Here is a 19,588-nt window from a genome sequence, read left to right on the forward strand (position 1 = left end):
CATCCAATAAAGATGGACCTATTATTTTATTCCTCTGTAACTCGATCTGTAATTTCGTTGATGACGGACTCACTCTTGATTTCCATCGGTTGGCCATTTTCGAAAATAATCAATCCGTAATAGACCTGCAGATCATCGTCACACGCTTCACAAAAAAACATTTCACCTGGGTCCCAAAACGCAATTGAGTGCATCCTCTTACTTTTTGACTTACGATGGCTTTTACTAAGGCTCCTCATTTCCTCAAGAAACCTTTCGATTGCTTCATCCCTGTTATTAAACGTCCACTCTTGAACAATATCTTTTTCCCAGCCTTCAAAAAACCACCAAGGCTCTGCATCACTTTTTGTTGTCATGACTCTCCATATATTATTCAATGCTTCACCCTCCTTTTTTCCATGACCAAATTGTACATAAAATATGAACGAAAGAAAAATATTTAAATCATGCTACTCTAAATTATTGACAAGTCCCCCCATGTACAAGCATACGATTATTAGAAAAGACCTATGTTGATCAAAGCAAGTTATAAAAGGGAGGAAAAACATTTGAATTTTATTGTTTTGAAGAAAGGCTCCATCATCGCCGTGTTGGTTACAATTATGATCATTACAGTCGGAACGATATGGACATTATCCTCTAAAAACTCCTATCCTACCGTTTCATTATCAGATAATACGGGTGAGAAACAAGTCATTCAGCTTGTCACAGGGGAATTCAAATCAGAAACACCTGGGGGAAAAGAAATAGAAGCTTATCGATGGGATCCGGGTACGATTGTAGTTGAAAAAGATCATCCTGTGGAATTGCGCATTTATGGTGTTAACGGTATGGAACACCCGTTCTATATCGAGGGAACCGATATTAAAGGTACAGTGAAAAAAGGGGAAGAAACCGTTGTAAATGTGTCGTTTTCAAAAGAGGGGACGTATAGACTGATTTGTGAAACACATGAGACCATTGATCGTAACGGTCCAATGATCGCGTATATAGTAGTTGATTAATGTATGAATTGTGGGTACTCTAACATGGAAGTTAGCCACTTGGGGATCTTGGGCATGGCATCCTATTACAATGCCATGCCCATTGCATACCCTGCCGCTCCCAATACGACCCCAATGAGATAACTTGCGAAGAAATAAAACAGACCCATTTTTGTATTTTCCTGGAGAAGTCTCAATATCTCCCAGTTTAAGGTTGAAAAGGTAGTAAATGCTCCACACACTCCGATCCCGAAAAAAAACATAACATTCTCTTCAGCACCTCTTCCAACCAGAAGTCCCAAAAGTAAAGAGCCAACTCCATTAACCAACAGAGTCGCTTTCGGAAATCGCGAACTACTGCATCGCTTAACGACGTTCGCAACTATAAACCGTCCGATTGCCCCAACACTCCCCCCTAATGCGATCAACAAAATGCTAACTCCCATGACCGATCACCCTCCCTTTCCTTCCAGAGACAAAGCCCAAACATGCAAAAAGCATCCCTCCAAAAGAAGTAATGGTCATATATAAGAAAATCATGCCCCATTGCTCTTGCAAGAAAAAGGTGACCAACTCGATACTAAGTGTCGAAAAAGTTGTAAAAGAGCCCAGGAACCCTGTTGCAATAAGTAAATACGATTTTTCATATTTAGAAGACCATCGACAATAGAAAAAGGCTAATAGAAAGCTTCCCAGGAGATTCGCCGTTAGTGTCGCGAACGGTAGCCCATTTTGAATGGTCCAGAGATAACTGATTCCCCACCTGCAAAAACTTCCCAACGCTCCACCGATCCCCACTAGTAAATATTTCATTCTGTATAACATCCCTATTTTTTATGATTATTTTTTGGTGAAACCTATTGTTCACAATTTCGTATATACAATTACCATAGTTTCTTTTTCCATTTGGGAGTATACTTTAACTGGAACAGAGTTAATGCTTTAACAATTATATTGATCAGTAAATTAAAGGAGTCTTCTCCATTGACATTTATCATTATACAAGACTTATTAGATTTTTACTTAAGTCCATTACATTTTAGTATAGTATTACTATTTATCTTCGCTTTGATTTGGGAGCACTTACCTGGCACATTTCATCTTTACGTACGACCCTATGATAAGAAAGTTGAAGGACAAAATTTTATCGCAAAGTGCGTTGCAGCTAATGAAATTATTCCTATCGGGATCCGGTTCATTACATGCATGAAATTTCAATTCTACCATACCGATAATGACGAAGAATCCTCTTCTGTTTGCTTATAACCAGCAAGCATTTATACAGAGGAGGAATTATCATTGAGAAAAATTTCATTCATCATGCTCTTGTCACTATTCACTCTAACAGGGTGTCAAAGTGCAACAACTGAAGGAGCGTTCTTTCACGACTATCTTGTTAACCCATTTTCGTTTCTCATCCATGAAATAGGTACCTTCCTGGGTGGAAACTTTGGTCTTGCGATCATTGTCATTACCCTTCTTATTCGTCTCGTTCTTCTTCCTTTTATGCTTAAAACGTATAAGAATCAACAGGATATGAAAGGAAAAATGGCATTAATCAAACCGGAGATGACGCAAATCCAAAAGAACATAAAAGAAGCGAAAAATAAAGATGAACAGAAGAAGCTTCAGCAAGAAATGATGTTGCTTTACCAAAAACATGGAGTGAATCCTCTTAATATGGGATGTTTACCCTTATTCATTCAAACCCCCATATTGATTGGGTTATACTATGCGATTCGGTCATCATCTGAAATTGCAAGCCACTCCTTTCTATGGTTTAATTTGGGACAGCCGGACTATATAATGGCCATCATCGCTGGTGTTGTGTATTTAGCCCAAGCTCGGGTATCCTTGATGAATGTTCCTGCAGAACAGCTTGCCCAAATGAAAATAATGAGTTACCTTTCACCCATTATGATCTTTATTTTTTCAGTTAATGCGCCAGCTGCCTTACCACTGTATTGGACTATAGGAGGGGCATTCCTCATATTACAAACGCTGATTGGTAAGATTCTTTATCATCATCAACCATCTTTAGAAAAACAAGAAAGTCAATGAAAAAAGGGAGCCCTCAAGCTCCCTTTTTTACAATTATAAATGATGGATAGGATTATTTATTGACAGATCCTTTTCTGAAAATGGATATTCCCACAATGAACAGCAGGATCATGTAAATAAATAACGGATAAAACAGAGTTTGTTGACGTAATTCATCTCCGTAAAACACTCCTGTACTTTCTGTTGAAGCAACTGCGTTTTTGTGTTTTACAGAAGAGTTCATCACAGGATTCAGCTTGGTTGAAACTATTTTTTCTTTATCTTCGTTATAAAGGGTTAAAACGCCATTACGATCCAGGGCCTCAGTAAATTTTCCATTCGCAGGCTGAGTATATTGGAAATTCTCTTTAAGCAGAAAGGATGTATCCTCATATTGAAAGGCTGTTTCCTTTGGAATATAGCTTCGAATGAAGTTACTTAGTCCATAATCAAGTAGCTTTGTGGTATCTGAATAAATGGCTCTTTTTGACTGAGCCTTCATCGTAACAACTACTATAGAAAGGTCTTCATTTTCAGCTGAAGTAACAAGGGTATGCTGGGATTCATTGATAAACCCGTTCTTCCCTCCGGTCACTTCAGGATAGAGAAGCTCTCCTTTCACCATTTTGTGATGATTATAAAGAGTTGTATTCCACCCCTCAGTCGACCAATCGATGGACTTTAAACTAAATAACTCTTGAAATTGTTTGTTCTTTAAGGCGTAGCTTGTAATCAAGGCCATGTCATATGCCGTGGTATAGTGATTCTCCCCGTACAGTCCATGAGGATTCTCAAAGTGTGTATTCTCTACACCTGCCTCCTCCTTTAAATAGACGTTTAATTTATTCGCAAACTGCTGTACGGACCCTTCCGTATGCTCAGCGATGGCCACCGCTGCATCATTTCCGGAGTTAACCATCAGTCCTTGAAGCAGCTGCTTCAAGGACACTTTCTCTCCGGCTTCCAAATACACTGTGGATCCTTCCGTATTACTTGCCTTCTCACTGATTTCGACTTGATCATTGAGATTCGCATGCTCAATGGCATAAATAGCTGTTGCTATTTTGGTGATACTTGCAGGATTCATTCGTTTATTGGAGTTTTCAGAATACAAAACACTCTTTGTTTTAGAATCTATAATAATAGCCGAATCGCTAAATAAATCTTTAGGTTTTTTTACATTATTTTCTTGAGCTGATACGATAGATGTAGAAAAGCAGAAGAAGATCAGCACAATGAACCATTTTTTCATATATCCACACACCTGTCTTGTCAATGTACTAACCCATTCTACCAAAAATATATTTCTTTTAATCATGAATGTGAGAAATGTTAAGAAATTGAAAGAATGATGTAAATTCCTGTCATCCATTTCGGCCTGTATAGATAAAAAGGGGACAAAATTTCCATTTCACCTTCAATTACAATAAAATAAGAGTATGATATGAAACCTTTTTGCACATTTAATCGTATTTAAACTAAGCATCTTTATTAAGGGGTAGATGAAATGAATACATTTCTTCAATTTTTAGTACGAACCGTCATCTCATTCAGTATAGGGACCAGTAGTTTTATCGCCTACTTACTCCTATTTGACTTAGGATTCCCTCTAACATTCTTATCAAGCCTCGGTACAGGGATTCTCTTTTTCTTTGTTGTAAAGGGGCTGCAAAAGAGATGGTGGCTAAATAAAAATGGCCTTTCCTCACAGGAATTTCGATATATTAACAAGAATTTAAAAGAGGCGAAAGAAAAAGTTAACCGCCTTCAAAAACAACAATTGAAGGTCAGATCTCTGGGAGCCTTCAAACAAATTCTGGAACTGAACCGATTGAGCAGAAGAATTTATCAACTCGTAAAGAAAGAGCCAAAAAGATTCTTTTCAGCTGAATCATTTTTCTTCTATCACCTGGATTCCGTTGTTGAAATCACCGAAAAATATACGTTTCTTGCTGCTCAACCCGGCAAAAACAAAGAAACATTCTTATCACTACAACAAACACGTACGACTCTGGATGTTTTGACAGGGTCATTGGAAAAAGACCTGCAAAATGTATTGGCTAATGATATGGATACATTAAAGTTTGAACTAAACTTTGCCAATCAACATCTATCTAATAAAAAAGAATTAAAATAAATTTCGGAGGTTTTATGATGGAGCATCGAAATGAACAATCTGAACTGGATTTGCTGCTTTCCAACCCGTTTGGGGAGGAAGTTCAGGCCGTCAAAGAGCAATCTCCTTTGCTACTTGACCGATTACCTAAAGAACAACAGGAAAAAGCAAAGCAACTGGCCGCTCAGATCGACTATAAAGACTATGAAGCCATTCTAAAATACGGAACAGCCGCTCAATCACAATTATCGAATTTTTCTCACTCAATGCTTGATCATGTCCAGAAACGGGATATTGGGCCGATCGGGGATGTCTTAAGTGATTTAATGAAGAAGCTCGAGCAAATGAATCCTGATGAGCTGAATACTAAACAAAAAGGTGTGTTTAAGAAACTATTTCGAAAGGTTTCTTCTTCTCTGCAGGAGGTTCTTTCTAAGTATCAAAAGATTGGATCCCAAATTGATCGGATTTCAGTCAGACTTGAGCACTCCAAAAAAACCTTACTCGATGATAACCGGTTGTTGGAAACTTTGTATGAAAAAAATAAAGACTATTTCCAAGCACTGAATATGTACATTGCAGCAGCTGAAATTAAACGTGAAGAGATTCAACATACACTGCTTCCTTCATTACGCAAGAAAGCGGAAGAAACGGATGACGAGTTGATTTATCAGGAAGTCAATGATACGATGCAGTTTCTAGATCGATTGGATAAGCGTATTCATGATTTAAAGCTGAGTAGACAAATGACCATTCAGTCTGCCCCTCAAATACGCTTAATTCAAAATACGAACCAGGCACTGGCAGAAAAAATACAGGCATCAGTACTCACAGCCATTCCTCTTTGGAAGAATCAAATTGCCATAGCCCTGACTCTTTTGAATCAGCAAAAGGCTGTAGCCGCTCAGAAACAGGTTTCACGTACGACCAATGAACTCCTTCTAAAAAACTCAGAGATGCTTAAAACGAATAGCATTGAAACAGCAAAAGAAAATGAACGAGGAATCATTGATATTGAAACGTTAAAGAAAACACAAGAAAACCTTATTTCCACCATTGAAGAAACCTTGGCCATACAAGCAGAAGGACGCCAGAAACGTCAGCAGGCAGAGCAGGAAATGGTCTCGATGGAACACGACTTAAAACAAAAACTTATTGAAATCAGAAAGTGAAAGAGGAGCCGATTTGGCCCCTCTTTTACTTTTTTATTTATATATTATGAGCCCAAACCAACACCTTCTGCTATTTCTCCTCATTGTGAACAATGCTATCCGTTATTGCATCATACTCCTTTTCCGCGATGGAGCTTGTGATGATTTCTTCTTTTTCCAGTTTCGCAACCGCCTCATATTCGGCGTATAGCGCGTGTTTTCTCAGTGTCGTTAGCTGATCTGCTTTTATTACTGGATTTCTTTTGAATAAATCATCCAATTGAGCTTTTAACATGTCAATTCTTTTGGTATACATATCGATAAGCTCATTTGATACAGGGTCTGTAATATAAAGCTTTTGTTTAACGCGATGGATTTCTCCAATGGCTGTTTCATATCTGTGGAGCTGGCTGAGCAATTTTTCAAATTCCACATGTCCCTCTTCTTTCGGTTTAATCCCTAATACATTGATCAATGGTTTGATTGTTAATCCTTGGATGACAAGGCTGAATAATACCACACTAAATCCAAGAATTAAGACGTCTTCTCTTCCTGGAAAATCTCTCGGAAGGCTGAGGACCAAGGCGATTGATAACGATCCTTTCAAGCCACCCCAATTCAAAATATGCTTCCATTTGTGAGGGAAGTTCCCGATGAGAGATAAACTTGTATAGACTGCAATACTTCGTGCCACGAGTACTAATACAATGGCTGCAAAAATATACGGCCATTTCTCAACTAGGTCAATCCTTGTTATTTCAAGGCCGACCATTAAGAACACGAGGGAATTGGCCAATAACGCGGCTACATCCCAAAAACTATTAATGTTCAATTTGGTTGTAGGGCTCATACCGATTTTCCCGCCATAATTACCGAAAATAAGAGCTGCAATTACGACAGCGATAACACCTGAAGCATGGACGCTCTCTGCAAGGAGAAATGAACCATAAAACAAAATCACACTAAATATAATTTCCAACGGATAGTCATCGAAGTACTTCGTTAAAACGGAAAATGCATAACCGAGGGAACTTCCAATAATGACACCCAGGGATACTACCCGGATGAACTCCCAGACACCACTCCCAAGTCCGGCCCAGCCAGCATCAATATAGGATAGTAAATAATAAGCCGATATATTGAACAATACAACGGCTAAACCGTCATTAAATAAACTTTCGCCTTCAATGACAACCGCCAACCTCTTCTTAACTCCTACACTCTTGAATATGGATAGTACACTGACAGGGTCTGTCGCACTCATCAATGCCCCAAAAACAAATGCTGCCGGAATGGGAAAGTCAAAGAAGTAATACGCTGAAAAGCCGATAATTAAGAACGAAATGAATGTTCCTCCAAAAGCCAAGGCAATAATCGGCTCCTTGTTCGCACGCAGATGGGTGAAAGGCAGCTTCAAAGCTGCTTCACCCAAGAGCGCTGGTAGAAATAATGTGATAATGACAAAATTAAATACTTCTCCTTCAGTGATAAAATCCTTGAGGGGCTCCAGTACCGGTATATTGAATAACCCGATAAGGGCACCTACAATGACAAGGGCAATTGGATATGGCTGTTTGAATTTCTTGGCAATCGCCGTGATGCCTGCTGCGATCATCACTAAAATAAGTCCCAGTTCAAAAATATGGTGCATATCTAACTCATGCATAATCACCGTGACCTCCCTTTCTTTATCATTTTTTCCTCATCTCTTTATTTGTAATCTTCCCTTCGGCATGAATATGACTCACAATTGTATGCTTTTTTACCCAATAAAAAAGAATGACCATCTACGCTAAAGTAAGCATGGTCATTCTTCTATTATACATTTTTTTCCTCTTTTTTTTGAACTTAACGCATTTTTTCATTTACAGATTCTTTCTAAACCATGGAGGGGTATATTGTTTCGTGGTGTTTTTTCCTTGCTTCCATCCTTTTAGATTCAAAATGTGATTTATCCTGTGGTAATCATGGATCGCGGCATTCATATCAGAAATATTGTTCATCTTATCCACCCCTTTAATTTTATTACTTTCAGTATATTGCAGGTAAAGGGAATTCGAATGAGATGGATGATTGATTTTGTTTCAGCCTCAGGACTGATTTGAATTCCTCCGCACCAAAAAAAGACGACTACATGTTTTACCATACAATCGTCTTCTTTTCATCTAAATACTTTTGTACAGAAGCTTTCGCAATAAAGGAAATAACACTTCAGGGAGTTCTTCTACATCTGAAACAAGAATGCTGTAATTCCCATATATGTTCTGAATGGTTTTTCTTTGCCCCTCATCTATCTCACCGTTCGCTAAAAAGACGTTGATGACTTCAATCCCTTGCTTTCTTGCATCTAAAACAGCTTCATGAGTATCAACGATCCCGTTCTGCTCATAATCCATCGCTGCCGGCTCACCATCTGAAAAGACAAGAAGGAATTTCTGTTTTTCGTTCCGTTTCAGAATCCGTTCTGTCATTAAACGGATGGCAAAGCCATCCCTATTATCTTCTTCAGGCTGTAGCTGCATGATCTCTGAACCACTGTTAGGTTTTAAGGATGAATAGAAATCCAGTACAGGATTCATATAATTTGGTTGACTGGTCTTTGTCGCCCTGTTCGTATCTTCCCAGAAGCCGACTACCTCATGTGGTACACGAACCGATTTTAATGATTCATGAAATAACGTAATCCCCTGCTTCGTTTGATCCATTTTGTCATACATCGAACCTGAACAATCTACCAATAATGAGAAAACAGCATCTATTTCAGATGAAGGGTTTTGCTTTTTATAGAAAAGTCTTGGGTTATCGTCTGTGATAAAGCGCAATAACTTTTTGTTCAGCCTGCCGAAGTGCAAATCACTTCTAGGCTGGATCCGCTTATGCTCCAATGTTTTCTCGATCATTTTCTGAAGCTTCTTTTGATAAGGAGCAATTATCCCTTTGTTAAGGTTATACAAGTGCTTGTCTTCAGGAGTAGGAATGGTTGGTGAAATAAAGTGAGGTACAGCAAAGCGATTGTCCTTTCCATACTCAGCTTTTCCACCTCCAAGTTCATCTCTTTCTTGCTCCTGCGCTTTCACATTTTGGTACTGCTCCTGCTCCGTTTCTTTAGCTGAGCCCTGTACCATAGCCATTGCCTGGTCTCCATCATCTCCTTCACGGACACCTTCGCCCATAAGATCGGATTGAGACCCTTGATCTAAGTCAAACTGAAGGAATGACTCCCCTTTGTCACTCGTTTCCCGGTGCCAAGTTCGGAATTCTTCATCTATCACTTCTTCCTCCCCTGTGCTCTCTTCTTCCAACACATCCTGATTAGCAAGGGGATCTTTTCTTTTTAAATCGTCAAATGTTTCAGTAATCAATTCCTCCGAGTTATACACATCTTCAGGCAAATGGAAGTATTCATTTAACATATCTTTTTTAACAATCTCATCTATTACTTCTACCATTTCCAAGCAAATTCTTACCACATCTTTGGTGTTACGGGTTTCAAAGAAGCGGGTGATTTGCCGGTGCAAAAAGGGCATTGCTAAATCAATATCCTCATTTATCCTAACAGGTTCCTCTAATGGAGATTGTGCATGGAGAAGAAGGAATATTGAATTAAATAATGCATCTGTAAAAACACTTTTCATAATGTTTACTTTAAGCTGTGCTTCGAAGTGCTGGCGATATAATTTTCTTCTCGTCTCAAAAGACTTCTTAGTTCCTGGACGCTTTGATTTACAGATTTCCTCTAAGCGAGCTTCTTCACCAATGACAAATAACTGCTTGGCAAACCGGGGAACAGAAGTTGCTTTCACCTTCTCAATATAATCGATAACATCATCGTTTGTGGTTTCATGAAGATTACCGATCGTCCTTAAATAAATATCACTTTTCAATCCATGTACTTCTTCTTCTTTTTTTCGGTGATCCCAAAAATGACTGACATAAACCGTTCCTTCTTTATAATCCAGATAAGAAAACGGTCCGTATTTCAAGTTCATATCGGCATTTTTGGAAAGTGTTTTCGTCAAATCAGCCATTTCCATTACTAAAAAAGAGTCTATGGTTTCATCATTAAATTGAATAAATCGATGCATTACAAGTCCCTCATTCAAATAAGGTTTCAGCTATATTTTCAATAGCCGCTTTTTCTCGTTCATCTTCCAGTTTATCAACGATTCCGCGTTGTATAGCCCTTTTTGCAGGCAAGTACACGGCTAAATCACAGGCATCCAATAGGGCACGTATGGAAGCCGCTTCCTCTGAAATTTGGCCGTTTTTCACTTGAACCAATAAATCCGAAGACAAGTCTACAAATTGAGTAATAAGCTTAGAATCGGACAGCTTGCTTTGACTTTCAATCACAGTCTTTAATGTTTCCCCTTCTATATATGGCACATCGACTACGACAAAGCGATTTTTTAACGCTTCATTCAACGGGACTGTACCTACATATCCTTCATTAATGGCTGCTATTACACCGAATGAAGGGGCGGCTTTAACGACCTCTCCTGTAAATGGATTTGTTATACTTCTGCGGTAATCCAACACACCATTTAAGATCGGCAGCGTTTCAGGCTTGGCCATATTAATTTCATCAATATAGAGGAGATGACCATTTTTCATCGCTTGAATAACAGGTCCCTCGATGAATTCAATGGCGCTTCTCCCATCTTGTTCGCTGATTGTTTTATAACCTAATAACGCTTCTGCATCTAAATCAACCGAGCAGTTTATACTGTGCATCGGTTGAGAGAAGATGGAAGACAAGGTATCAGATAGCTTCGTTTTCCCTGAACCAGTGGGTCCCTTAAGGAGAAGATTTTTCCCTAATGACAGAGAGATGATACTATCTTCAATAATATAGTCTTCACTAGCTGTATATCCACCTTCTCCGATCAAAGGAGAATGCTCAGTAGAAGAGAATAATTGTTTCCTCTCATTTATTATATGTGTAACCGATTCTGGTAATAAACGTTCAACATTCATTTTATGACTTCCTTTCCATTTCACATACTAGACATTCTACATGTAATAACGCTTACACTGCAAAGGCTCTGCCTAATTTTGTTTTCAAAGCTTTTATCTTAGTTCTGGTTAAGTAACCAATTAATATTCCAAAATAAAAAAAACACCCTTAACCGGGTGTTTTTCAGCTTCTAAACTTCTAGATCATATCGAGTAAACCCCCGATATACGTACATTCCAGCTTTTTGATAAACGATGGTTGCATCTGTATAGCTATCACTGTCGACTGAAAGAGCTACAGTTGTCATTCCCTTCTCTTTCAATTTTGAAAAAACATAATAGAGCAAATAGTGGGCGAGCCCTTTGCGACGCCACTTTTTGCGAATCCCTAAATGGGTGATTTCACCTAATTTTGTTTCAGCGTTAACCGTGCAAAAGGCAAAACCTACAAGGTTGTTTTCTTCTCTTAGTACAAACCAGAGAGTGGGATCAAATGAAGGACGAAGAAAACGCTTCTTAAATTCATCCAGGCTGGAGGGGTGATAATCAAAATGGTCTGAGAAGACCTCTTCAAACATTTTATAAAGACTCTCAGCTTCGGTATCGGGATTGAAACCAGAAATACAATAAGGTGGAGAAACTGTTGCAGCAGATAGATCTTCTAGGTCTTTTTTCATCTGAAACCAGTAACGAGTTGGTGTAAAGCCAGATTTCTCAAAGGCCTTTTTCTCTTTTTCAAGATTCGCAGATAGGATAATGGTTTTTGAGTCTGAATTCGTTTCTTTCTTTCTCCTGGCTGATGTAAAAAGCTCTTCTGCCAACTCACCTATATAAAGCTCCATATGATCGTTAGGAAGGGCAAGGATTAACGAAGGTAAACGGTGATCTTTTTCAGTAAGAATAGAGATAGCTACTAAATCTCCTCCATCCCAAAGCCCTCTTCGGTCAGCTTCAGGAATGGATTCTATCATTTCTTGAATATCAGCTTCACTCGTTTGAACCTCTCCATATACTTCCCTTTCATAACTCTTGAATAGGTTAATGAGAGATGGTTGGTCCTCCATAGAAATGATTCGCTTACTAAATGAGTGTTTCATTCTCTTATCCCCATTTGCACCATATTTTAATAGCCATCAAAAAAGCCGGTTTCTCCACATTAAAAAGAAACCAGCCAGAAAGAAGTGGCTTACACCTCTTCAAAGTACTCTTTGTAGAAGCCTCCCATTTTCCCACTTTCATCGATGACGAAATAATACTCTTCAGATTCGTTTTTCACATCGTATTCTTTACCAATGGTTAAAACATTTTCAACTGTATATTTCTTCGCATCCGTATGTACACATTTTACCTTTTTTCCGGTATTATTTTCCGTCCAGGTTTTGTGAATCAATACAATAACCTCCTTTTTGAAATGTACTATGCTAATAGTATATTCTTACAGAGCTATAAGTTCAACTACTATCTCATTTATCAGTTTTTATGTGAGACTATTACTTTCAACAAGAAAATATGGTATATTATAGGAGGAATTTGCAGGAGAGGTTCGATTAAGATGGTGAAAAGCGGATTAAAAAGAATGGGTATTTTTGCTTTTGTTTTGATGGTTTTTTACATGAGCACCAACCGGCCTAATGAAGAACAATTTTATTTATGGCTTCTAGATGAATACAATATTGAATGTCATGAATCTATAACTTGTACAAAGAAACTTGAGGGGAATACTTATTCAACTTTGATAGAAACAGGCTCAAATATTAAAAACGGTTACTTGCTATTTAACACAATCGGGAAAATATACGAGGATGAAAATGGCTCAAGAACCACAATTAAGGCATTGGGTGTATTTGGGAAGTATTTTACTATTATTAAGGATGAACAAGATAAATAGACTGATTAAAGGAGATGTCATCTTTGATCAGTCTTTTCTTATTTTCGATAACGTACCTTTTTCCATTTCGAGGTATCAGGGGTTTTTTTCAAGGTAAAGACAATACTGTACACGATCACCCCGATGAATAACATGGAAAAAACGATTCCTGCCTTCACGCTCACTTCTTCCAGTAATCCCTGAAAACTTTTTGGAAAATACCTCCCAATCTGAAAATACACAAATCCCCAAACGAATGCAGACGGAAGAGCATATAAGAGAAACTTCATGAAAGAAATCCCTTTGGACGTTCCGGCAATATAAGGCATGAATAATCGGATGCCTGGTATGAAATAGCTAAACGAAATGGCAAAGGGACCATACTTATTTATCCATTTTTCACCATTGTCAATGAGTTTCCTTGATTTATCTCCCTTCATAAATCGAGAAATTAATTTTGTTCCGAAATATCGGCCGTTTAAAAAGGCGAAGATTCCATAAGAGATCAATCCACTATACATAAAGAAAAAGGAGGTATAAGGGTTGAAATTTCTCCATTCAGATAAATATCCCGATAGTGCAGCAGCGAGTTCGTTGGGTACCGGTAATCCTAAAAAAACAATCCAGCTAAAAAGAAACATGGCGATATATCCAAATTGATCGACCAATTGAAGTAAAACATCCATCGTACCACCCCATTTCACACAAAGCGACTATTTTTTCTCACTTATCAAATCTGCCTGCGCTTTTCTATTCACTACCCAATATTGATAGGTTGAAAACGCTTGAAAGCCCAACCTCTTGAGAATGGGGGCAGAGTGACCGACTCTCGCCTGACAGGTTACAAACCGACATTGCGCTCGTTTTGCCATTTCCAATCGATGGGCGACTAATGAAGAATAAACGCCTCCATGCCTTGCTTCTTGGAGCACCCCTCCTCCATTGAGGTAAAGGACTTCATGATCACGGCTGAACCGATAATTTCCGTATCCAACAGGATGCCCCTTCTTATTGTAAGCTAATGTGAACCCACCATCCGGTCCCCATTTGCTCATAAACTCTTTTCTTTGTTTAAAGATGACCGGCTTGTCTTCTTCCCGATAACCCCATATGGAGGAACTGATTTCGACAAGATCATGAATGTGAAGGTCACTTTCAACAGTAATGACTTTATGAGCAGGTGAAGGGATGAAATGACCCTGTTTTAGATTAAATATCAACCCCTCATAACGCTCTTCCAGAAGACCATCGTGTGATAGGAGGAATTCCTCTTCCTGATCGATAAGTGGTTCCCTGATCCACATACTAAAGGATTCCTTACCATAAAACTCTTCAATCACCTTCCATTTCACCTGAAGTTCATTCATATTATTCACAATGAATTTAGGTACCTTATTAGCAAATACATTTTTCAACTGTTTATTTTTAATTGCAACGATTCCATCACTGTGTAAACTATCCACTTCACTCGGTATCAATCGATCTGGATAGTCCCAGTGATGGGATTCTATTGCTGTAAATAATAGATCATCACTTATCTTCATGACTTCACCTCCCGAAACTCTTTCGTGCATCTATTCTTCTTCGTTAAGAAGATTCTGCACCTGCTCTTCTGTCATCCCTATTCCAACTAATTGCTGCTGTAACTTTTCATGATAAGACTTGCTTACATGTGGCCTGCTGCCACGTAGAATCTCTTTTGCATAATGATCTGGGGGACAGGCTTCCTGACACTTATCTTTGACAATAAAGGTTAATACATCCTTGTAAAGCCTCCCACCAATTTGTATGTCGATGAAAGCTGCTCTATACCATCCAGGTGCTACCCCTTCTCTAGTGAACAAGTATTCCACTGCTTGTTGAGGGAGCTCATATACTACCCCTTCCATCGTCCCTCCATCCTCAATGATGTCTCCCCGGCCACCATCATGTACTCTAAAGAGATACTTCATAGAATATCCTTCTAGAACCCCTGCACCCAGACAGTCTTTAAAATGGTGATCTACCTGCGCTAATTTAAACCGCTCATCATCCATGCACGAACCATAGGCAAAATAAAGGATCCTATCAGGCTTTTCATTTAGAAACTGATGTACTTTCCAATCTCCTGAAGGAATTTCTTCTTGGAACAATTCTTCATTTTCAGAATAATAAACAAAAGCTTCCTGCGGTCCATTATCCGATTGTACAAGTTTAAGCTTACGTATATAAAGGTTGTCTTCTCGTTCTTCGATGAAATCCTCCAATTCATCCACCGGTGATAATATACTGGAGTCGATTTTATATAATTCGCCATAAGTGTTCCCGTTGCCTTCTTTCAGTGCGGGATATCCTCTTTTAGTATCGTAAAGAACACCTTCCACCCAAGCTTGTTCCCTAATCAATATGGCTTCCTTTAATAGAAAATGATTGATTTCGTGTTTTCTTAACGTCCCATAAACAAAAACGTACACAGATGACCCTCCAATTGTTTACATAATCATATTATTGTTAATATATTTATGAGTCTCTTCTTTTATTTTAGCAAAGAGTCTCTGAAATTTCAGTTATCTGATACTCTATTATACTTTTTATTTCCGCATGAAAAGGACATTCCCGAAGAATTGGGAATGTCCTTTTCGAGGAAGCGTTTTCAATTTGTTAATTACTTTTAGGCAGGGCTGCTTCTTTCGCCTGCTCTCTTAAGCGAAACTTTTGAATTTTCCCTGAAGCTGTCATTGGGTAGGAATCAGTGAACTCGATGTACCTTGGAATTTTATGACGGGATATCTTCCCTCTACAATATTCTCTGATCTCTTCTGGTGTTGCGGTTTGTCCTTCCTTCAAAATAATCCAGGCCATAACTTCTTCACCATAGACTTCATCAGGAATTCCAATGACTTGAACATCCAATACCTTTGGATGGGAATAAAGAAATTCTTCAATTTCTCTCGGATAAATATTCTCACCGCCTCGAATGATCATGTCTTTTAATCTTCCTGTAATCCTACAATAGCCGTGTTCATCCATGACCGCTAAGTCACCAGTATGCAGCCAACCTTCATGATCTATTGCAAGCCTTGTAGCCTCTTCATTCTTATAGTACCCTTTCATGACATGATACCCACGCGTACATAACTCCCCCTGAACACCATGGGGAACTTCCCGGCTCGATCCAGGCTCAACAATCTTCACCTCTACATTTGGCAAGGCTTTTCCAACCGTTTCCACCTTTAATTCAATCGGGTCATGGGTGCGCGTCTGCGTAATGACAGGGGAAGATTCGGTCTGACCATAGGCGATGGTTATCTCATCTGCCCCCATTTTGTCCATGACGCCCTTCATTACTTCAATCGGACAGTTACTACCGGCCATAATTCCAGTACGCAAATGGGAAAGATCGTATTGACCAAAGTCTGGGAGGTTTAACTCGGAAATAAACATGGTTGGCACCCCATGAAGGCCTGTACATTTTTCATCCTGCACCGTTTGGAGAACCTGCTTCGGATCGAATTCCTGAAGTGGAACCATAGTAGCCCCAACAGATACACATGCAAGTGTACCCAATACACATCCGAAGCAATGGAAAAATGGAACAGGAATACATAAACGGTCTTTGTTCGTCAATCTCATGCACCCGGCAATATTATAACCATTGTTTACGATATTAGAATGGGTAAGCATGACTCCTTTAGGAAATCCTGTCGTTCCTGACGTGTATTGCATATTGATGGCATCATCGGGGGAAAGGCTTGAAAGTCTTTCATCCAACTCACCTTCCTCAACATCATTCCCTCTATCCATAATATCCTGCCAGCTATATGTACCTGGATATGCATTCTCCCCTAAGACAATAACATTTTTCAAATAAGGAAGTTTTGAGCTCTCTAATTCTCCGGGCTTAGACGTTTTCAACTCAGGACAAATCTCATACAACATATCTATATAGGAAGCACCTCTGAACTCTTCCATCAAAATAATCGTTTTACTGTCAGATTGCTTTAATAAATATTCTAATTCAGCAGTACGATAATTAGTATTTACGGTTACTAGTACAGCTCCCATTTTCCCCGTCGAAAACTGACTTACTAACCACTCAGGAGTGTTAGAAGCCCATATCGCGATATGATCTCCTTTATTGATACCAAGATTCATAAACCCTTTTGCAGCTTGCCTGCACTGTTGGTTAAATTCATGATAGGACCATCTTAATCCTCTGTCTGCGTAGACAACCGCTTCAACCTCAGGCTGTAAACGAGCTTTTTCTTCGAGTAATTCACCTACAGTTGCATGTAAAATCTCCGACAAATGAATATCCCCCTTTATCTGTATTCATGTTAAGCCTGGAACATTTCAGTATATGTAGTCAAAGAGGTTAAAATTTCAGTTCCTTATGCGTGTAATATTATCACAAAAATTAAAATTTTCAAACTAATTAATCGTGATTTTCTTCTGACTTTTAATACTTAAAGGTAAATAGCCAATGGAGATAGTTAGATGACAAGTTTCAACAAGAACTGAAATGTCCAACCACTTTATATAGACAAAAAACATCTTCTCTAAACCTTTTTCTACATAATAACTAAAAATACTACTTTAGACGTAAATTATGAAAAAACCCTTTTCAAATGAGTATTTTCTATGTAGAATAAATAGAAAATATAGAAAATTCTATATTTTACACATTCCTGGGAGGTTGGTCATGAAAATCTTAAGTAATGAACAGTTGGTTGCAGCTTATCGTGATGCTGAGAAGCAAGGGAATGATCAAGACTGGATTTTACTTCTTAAGAAAGAAATTCGTAACCGAGGATTGAAACCTTTTAGGAAATCTTGACAATGAGAATAAAAAAAGAATACTAGCTTATCTCACCCCCTGAGATGCGATTATTACGACAGACTCATCTTCACTTGAGTCTGTCTTTTTTCATTTTTGAAACAGACATTAACTGTGCTTCTTATACTTGGATCCATGGTATTCCTCAATTTGTTTGAATTGTTCATTATCCAACAATCCCAATTTATGAAAAAGATACGAATACTGAATCACTTTTTTTGAATTGAAGTTCTTCATCGTTACACCTTCCCTCCTTATTCATGTCCCAGAGTTTCCTTTAGGAAACTTTATTTTAGTTATCCATATTTTATTCTCTTAGTAAAAAAAGGTGAAAAAAAAAGCTGATCCACAACCCATTAATGGATATATGAATCAGCAAAACATTCATCTATTCTTATTCAATCAGGACTACTTAACCTTCAAGCAGTAAGTCTTCTGGATTCTCAAGTAAATCTTTCACCATTGCAAGGAATCCAACCGCTTCTTTTCCATCAATGATTCTATGATCATATGATAAAGCAATGTACATCATCGGACGATTTTCCATTGTATCTTTATCAATGGCCACTGGGCGAAGTTGAATCTTATGCATCCCTAAAATACCAACTTGCGGTCCATTTAAAATTGGAGTAGATAGTAATGAACCGAATACCCCACCATTTGTAATCGTGAATGAACCACCTTGCAGATCCCCAAGAGATAATTTGTTGTTTCTGGCCTTAGTAGCCAGTTCCATAATTTCCCCTTCGATTTCTGCAAAGTTCTTTCGCTCACAATCGCGTACGACCGGGACAACCAATCCATCATCCGTAGACACGGCTACGCCGACATCATAGAATTTCTTAAGAACGATTTCATCCCCATCAATTTCAGCGTTCACGTATGGGAATTTCTTAAGGGCTGCTACGACTGCTTTTGTAAAGAAACTCATGAAACCGAGCCTTACATCATGGTCATCAAAGAATTTATCCTTTTTACGTTTACGTAATTCCATTACTTTACTCATATCAATTTCATTAAACGTTGTAAGCATTGCAGCTGTTTGCTGAACCTCTACCAAGCGTTTCGCAATTGTTTGACGACGGCGGGACATCTTCTCACGAACCACTGGCTTTCCATCATCTTTCTTAGAAGGTGCCTTCTTCTCTTCCGCAGCAGGTTTAGAAGGAGCAGCAGCAGGTTTGTTGCTATAGGCTTCAATGTCCTGCTTACGAACACGTCCTAATGGATCTGTTGGCACATCGGAAAGGTCGATGCCTTTTTCACGTGCCAATTTGCGAGCCGCAGGAGAAGCGATTGGACGATTCTTCTTGTCCTCTTTGGCTGGCGCAACTTCAGTTTTCTTCTCTTCTTTCTCTTCTTGCTTAGGAGCAGATGCATTTTCCTGAGTTTCAGGAGTTGCTGGAGCTTCCCCTCCTGCACCAACAATGGCAATAACTTGACCGACTTCAACCGTATCGCCTTCATCAGCTTTCAGTTCTTGTATCGTACCTGCTTCTTCTGAAATGACTTCAACATTTACTTTATCTGTTTCCAGCTCAACGATGTACTCACCCTTTTCCACATAATCCCCTGGTTGTTTCAACCATTGAGCAATTGTACCTTCTGTAATTGATTCTGCTAATTCTGGAACTTTAATTTCTGCCACTGTGATGTCCT

At 38.7% G+C, this 19,588-nt stretch carries 21 protein-coding genes; 6 read left to right on the plus strand and 15 right to left on the minus strand.

Annotation, left to right across the window (positions count from 1 at the left end; all coding sequences use genetic code 11):
* Positions 1–26: 26 nt before the first annotated feature.
* On the minus strand, positions 27–377 hold the full coding sequence (locus tag Q1B03_RS01560) for a DUF1033 family protein (RefSeq protein WP_299737433.1): 351 nt from the start codon (positions 375–377) through the stop codon (positions 27–29).
* Positions 378–548: 171 nt separating this feature from the next.
* Between Q1B03_RS01560 and Q1B03_RS01565 the strand changes: the two genes are divergently transcribed.
* The gene (locus Q1B03_RS01565) at positions 549–1,004 is read left to right on the plus strand and encodes a cupredoxin domain-containing protein (protein ID WP_299737435.1); all 456 of its coding nucleotides are present in this window, start codon (positions 549–551) and stop codon (positions 1,002–1,004) included.
* 65 nt (positions 1,005–1,069) lie between these two features.
* Here Q1B03_RS01565 and Q1B03_RS01570 read toward each other — a convergent pair whose 3' ends face one another.
* A complete protein-coding gene (locus Q1B03_RS01570) occupies positions 1,070–1,429 on the minus strand; it encodes a CrcB family protein (protein ID WP_299737437.1) in 360 nt (119 codons plus the stop codon).
* Positions 1,419–1,796, minus strand: a complete 378-nt coding sequence (locus Q1B03_RS01575) for a CrcB family protein (protein ID WP_299737439.1) — start codon at positions 1,794–1,796, stop codon at positions 1,419–1,421. Before Q1B03_RS01575 ends, Q1B03_RS01570 begins: the two co-directional genes overlap by 11 nt.
* A 507-nt stretch (positions 1,797–2,303) precedes the next feature.
* Here Q1B03_RS01575 and yidC point away from each other — a divergent pair.
* On the plus strand, positions 2,304–3,044 hold the full coding sequence (gene yidC / locus Q1B03_RS01580) for a membrane protein insertase YidC (RefSeq protein ID WP_299739562.1): 741 nt from the start codon (positions 2,304–2,306) through the stop codon (positions 3,042–3,044).
* 52 nt (positions 3,045–3,096) lie between these two features.
* Here the strand turns inward: yidC and Q1B03_RS01585 are convergent, their stop codons facing one another.
* Positions 3,097–4,275 carry a D-alanyl-D-alanine carboxypeptidase family protein gene (locus Q1B03_RS01585; protein WP_299737441.1) on the minus strand — a complete coding sequence of 393 codons (1,179 nt, stop codon included), beginning with the start codon at positions 4,273–4,275 and terminating at the stop codon, positions 3,097–3,099.
* Between the two features lie 255 nt (positions 4,276–4,530).
* On the opposite strand from Q1B03_RS01585, the gene Q1B03_RS01590 reads away from it, so the two are divergent.
* The gene (locus Q1B03_RS01590) at positions 4,531–5,160 is read left to right on the plus strand and encodes a 5-bromo-4-chloroindolyl phosphate hydrolysis family protein (protein ID WP_299737443.1); all 630 of its coding nucleotides are present in this window, start codon (positions 4,531–4,533) and stop codon (positions 5,158–5,160) included.
* Between the two features lie 14 nt (positions 5,161–5,174).
* On the plus strand, positions 5,175–6,311 hold the full coding sequence (locus Q1B03_RS01595; protein WP_299737445.1) for a toxic anion resistance protein: 1,137 nt from the start codon (positions 5,175–5,177) through the stop codon (positions 6,309–6,311).
* A 70-nt stretch (positions 6,312–6,381) separates the two neighbouring features.
* On the opposite strand, the gene Q1B03_RS01600 is transcribed toward Q1B03_RS01595, so the two are convergent.
* From Q1B03_RS01600 to Q1B03_RS01620, 5 genes are all read right to left on the minus strand, one after another.
* Complete coding sequence (locus Q1B03_RS01600; protein ID WP_299737447.1) at positions 6,382–7,956, minus strand: sodium:proton antiporter; 1,575 nt, start codon at positions 7,954–7,956, stop codon at positions 6,382–6,384.
* Between the two features lie 499 nt (positions 7,957–8,455).
* Positions 8,456–10,375: a nitric oxide reductase activation protein NorD gene (locus Q1B03_RS01605; protein WP_299737449.1), complete on the minus strand. Its 1,920-nt coding sequence runs from the start codon at positions 10,373–10,375 to the stop codon at positions 8,456–8,458.
* 10 nt (positions 10,376–10,385) lie between these two features.
* Positions 10,386–11,267: an AAA family ATPase gene (locus tag Q1B03_RS01610; RefSeq protein WP_299737451.1), complete on the minus strand. Its 882-nt coding sequence runs from the start codon at positions 11,265–11,267 to the stop codon at positions 10,386–10,388.
* A 170-nt stretch (positions 11,268–11,437) separates the two neighbouring features.
* Positions 11,438–12,343: a GNAT family N-acetyltransferase gene (locus Q1B03_RS01615; RefSeq protein ID WP_299737453.1), complete on the minus strand. Its 906-nt coding sequence runs from the start codon at positions 12,341–12,343 to the stop codon at positions 11,438–11,440.
* A gap of 89 nt (positions 12,344–12,432) precedes the next feature.
* A complete protein-coding gene (locus Q1B03_RS01620) occupies positions 12,433–12,636 on the minus strand; it encodes a DUF6501 family protein (protein WP_148971115.1) in 204 nt (67 codons plus the stop codon).
* Between the two features lie 162 nt (positions 12,637–12,798).
* Between Q1B03_RS01620 and Q1B03_RS01625 the strand changes: the two genes are divergently transcribed.
* On the plus strand, positions 12,799–13,134 hold the full coding sequence (locus tag Q1B03_RS01625) for a hypothetical protein (RefSeq protein WP_299737460.1): 336 nt from the start codon (positions 12,799–12,801) through the stop codon (positions 13,132–13,134).
* A 38-nt stretch (positions 13,135–13,172) separates the two neighbouring features.
* Here the strand turns inward: Q1B03_RS01625 and Q1B03_RS01630 are convergent, their stop codons facing one another.
* The 4 genes from Q1B03_RS01630 to Q1B03_RS01645 form a co-directional block, all read right to left on the minus strand.
* Positions 13,173–13,799 (minus strand): DedA family protein, encoded by a 627-nt coding sequence (locus Q1B03_RS01630; protein ID WP_299737463.1) that lies wholly within the window; start codon positions 13,797–13,799, stop codon positions 13,173–13,175.
* 27 nt (positions 13,800–13,826) lie between these two features.
* Entirely contained in the window at positions 13,827–14,657 is an 831-nt protein-coding gene (locus Q1B03_RS01635; RefSeq protein ID WP_299737466.1) for a GNAT family N-acetyltransferase, read from the minus strand.
* Between the two features lie 30 nt (positions 14,658–14,687).
* The gene (locus tag Q1B03_RS01640; protein WP_299737469.1) at positions 14,688–15,566 is read right to left on the minus strand and encodes a gamma-glutamylcyclotransferase; all 879 of its coding nucleotides are present in this window, start codon (positions 15,564–15,566) and stop codon (positions 14,688–14,690) included.
* A 187-nt stretch (positions 15,567–15,753) separates the two neighbouring features.
* Positions 15,754–17,391: an AMP-binding protein gene (locus Q1B03_RS01645; protein ID WP_299739564.1), complete on the minus strand. Its 1,638-nt coding sequence runs from the start codon at positions 17,389–17,391 to the stop codon at positions 15,754–15,756.
* Between the two features lie 403 nt (positions 17,392–17,794).
* Here Q1B03_RS01645 and sda point away from each other — a divergent pair, with 403 nt between their 5' ends.
* Positions 17,795–17,929 (plus strand): sporulation histidine kinase inhibitor Sda, encoded by a 135-nt coding sequence (sda, locus tag Q1B03_RS01650; RefSeq protein ID WP_044336757.1) that lies wholly within the window; start codon positions 17,795–17,797, stop codon positions 17,927–17,929.
* Positions 17,930–18,037: 108 nt separating this feature from the next.
* Here the strand turns inward: sda and Q1B03_RS01655 are convergent, their stop codons facing one another.
* Both Q1B03_RS01655 and odhB read right to left on the minus strand, forming a co-directional pair.
* Complete coding sequence (locus Q1B03_RS01655) at positions 18,038–18,166, minus strand: hypothetical protein (RefSeq protein ID WP_299737475.1); 129 nt, start codon at positions 18,164–18,166, stop codon at positions 18,038–18,040.
* Between the two features lie 175 nt (positions 18,167–18,341).
* Entirely contained in the window at positions 18,342–19,577 is a 1,236-nt protein-coding gene (odhB, locus tag Q1B03_RS01660; RefSeq protein WP_299737477.1) for a 2-oxoglutarate dehydrogenase complex dihydrolipoyllysine-residue succinyltransferase, read from the minus strand.
* Positions 19,578–19,588 lie beyond the last annotated feature (11 nt).

It is taken from the genome of uncultured Rossellomorea sp., assembly GCF_947488365.1.
GTDB lineage: Bacteria > Bacillota > Bacilli > Bacillales > Bacillaceae_B > Rossellomorea.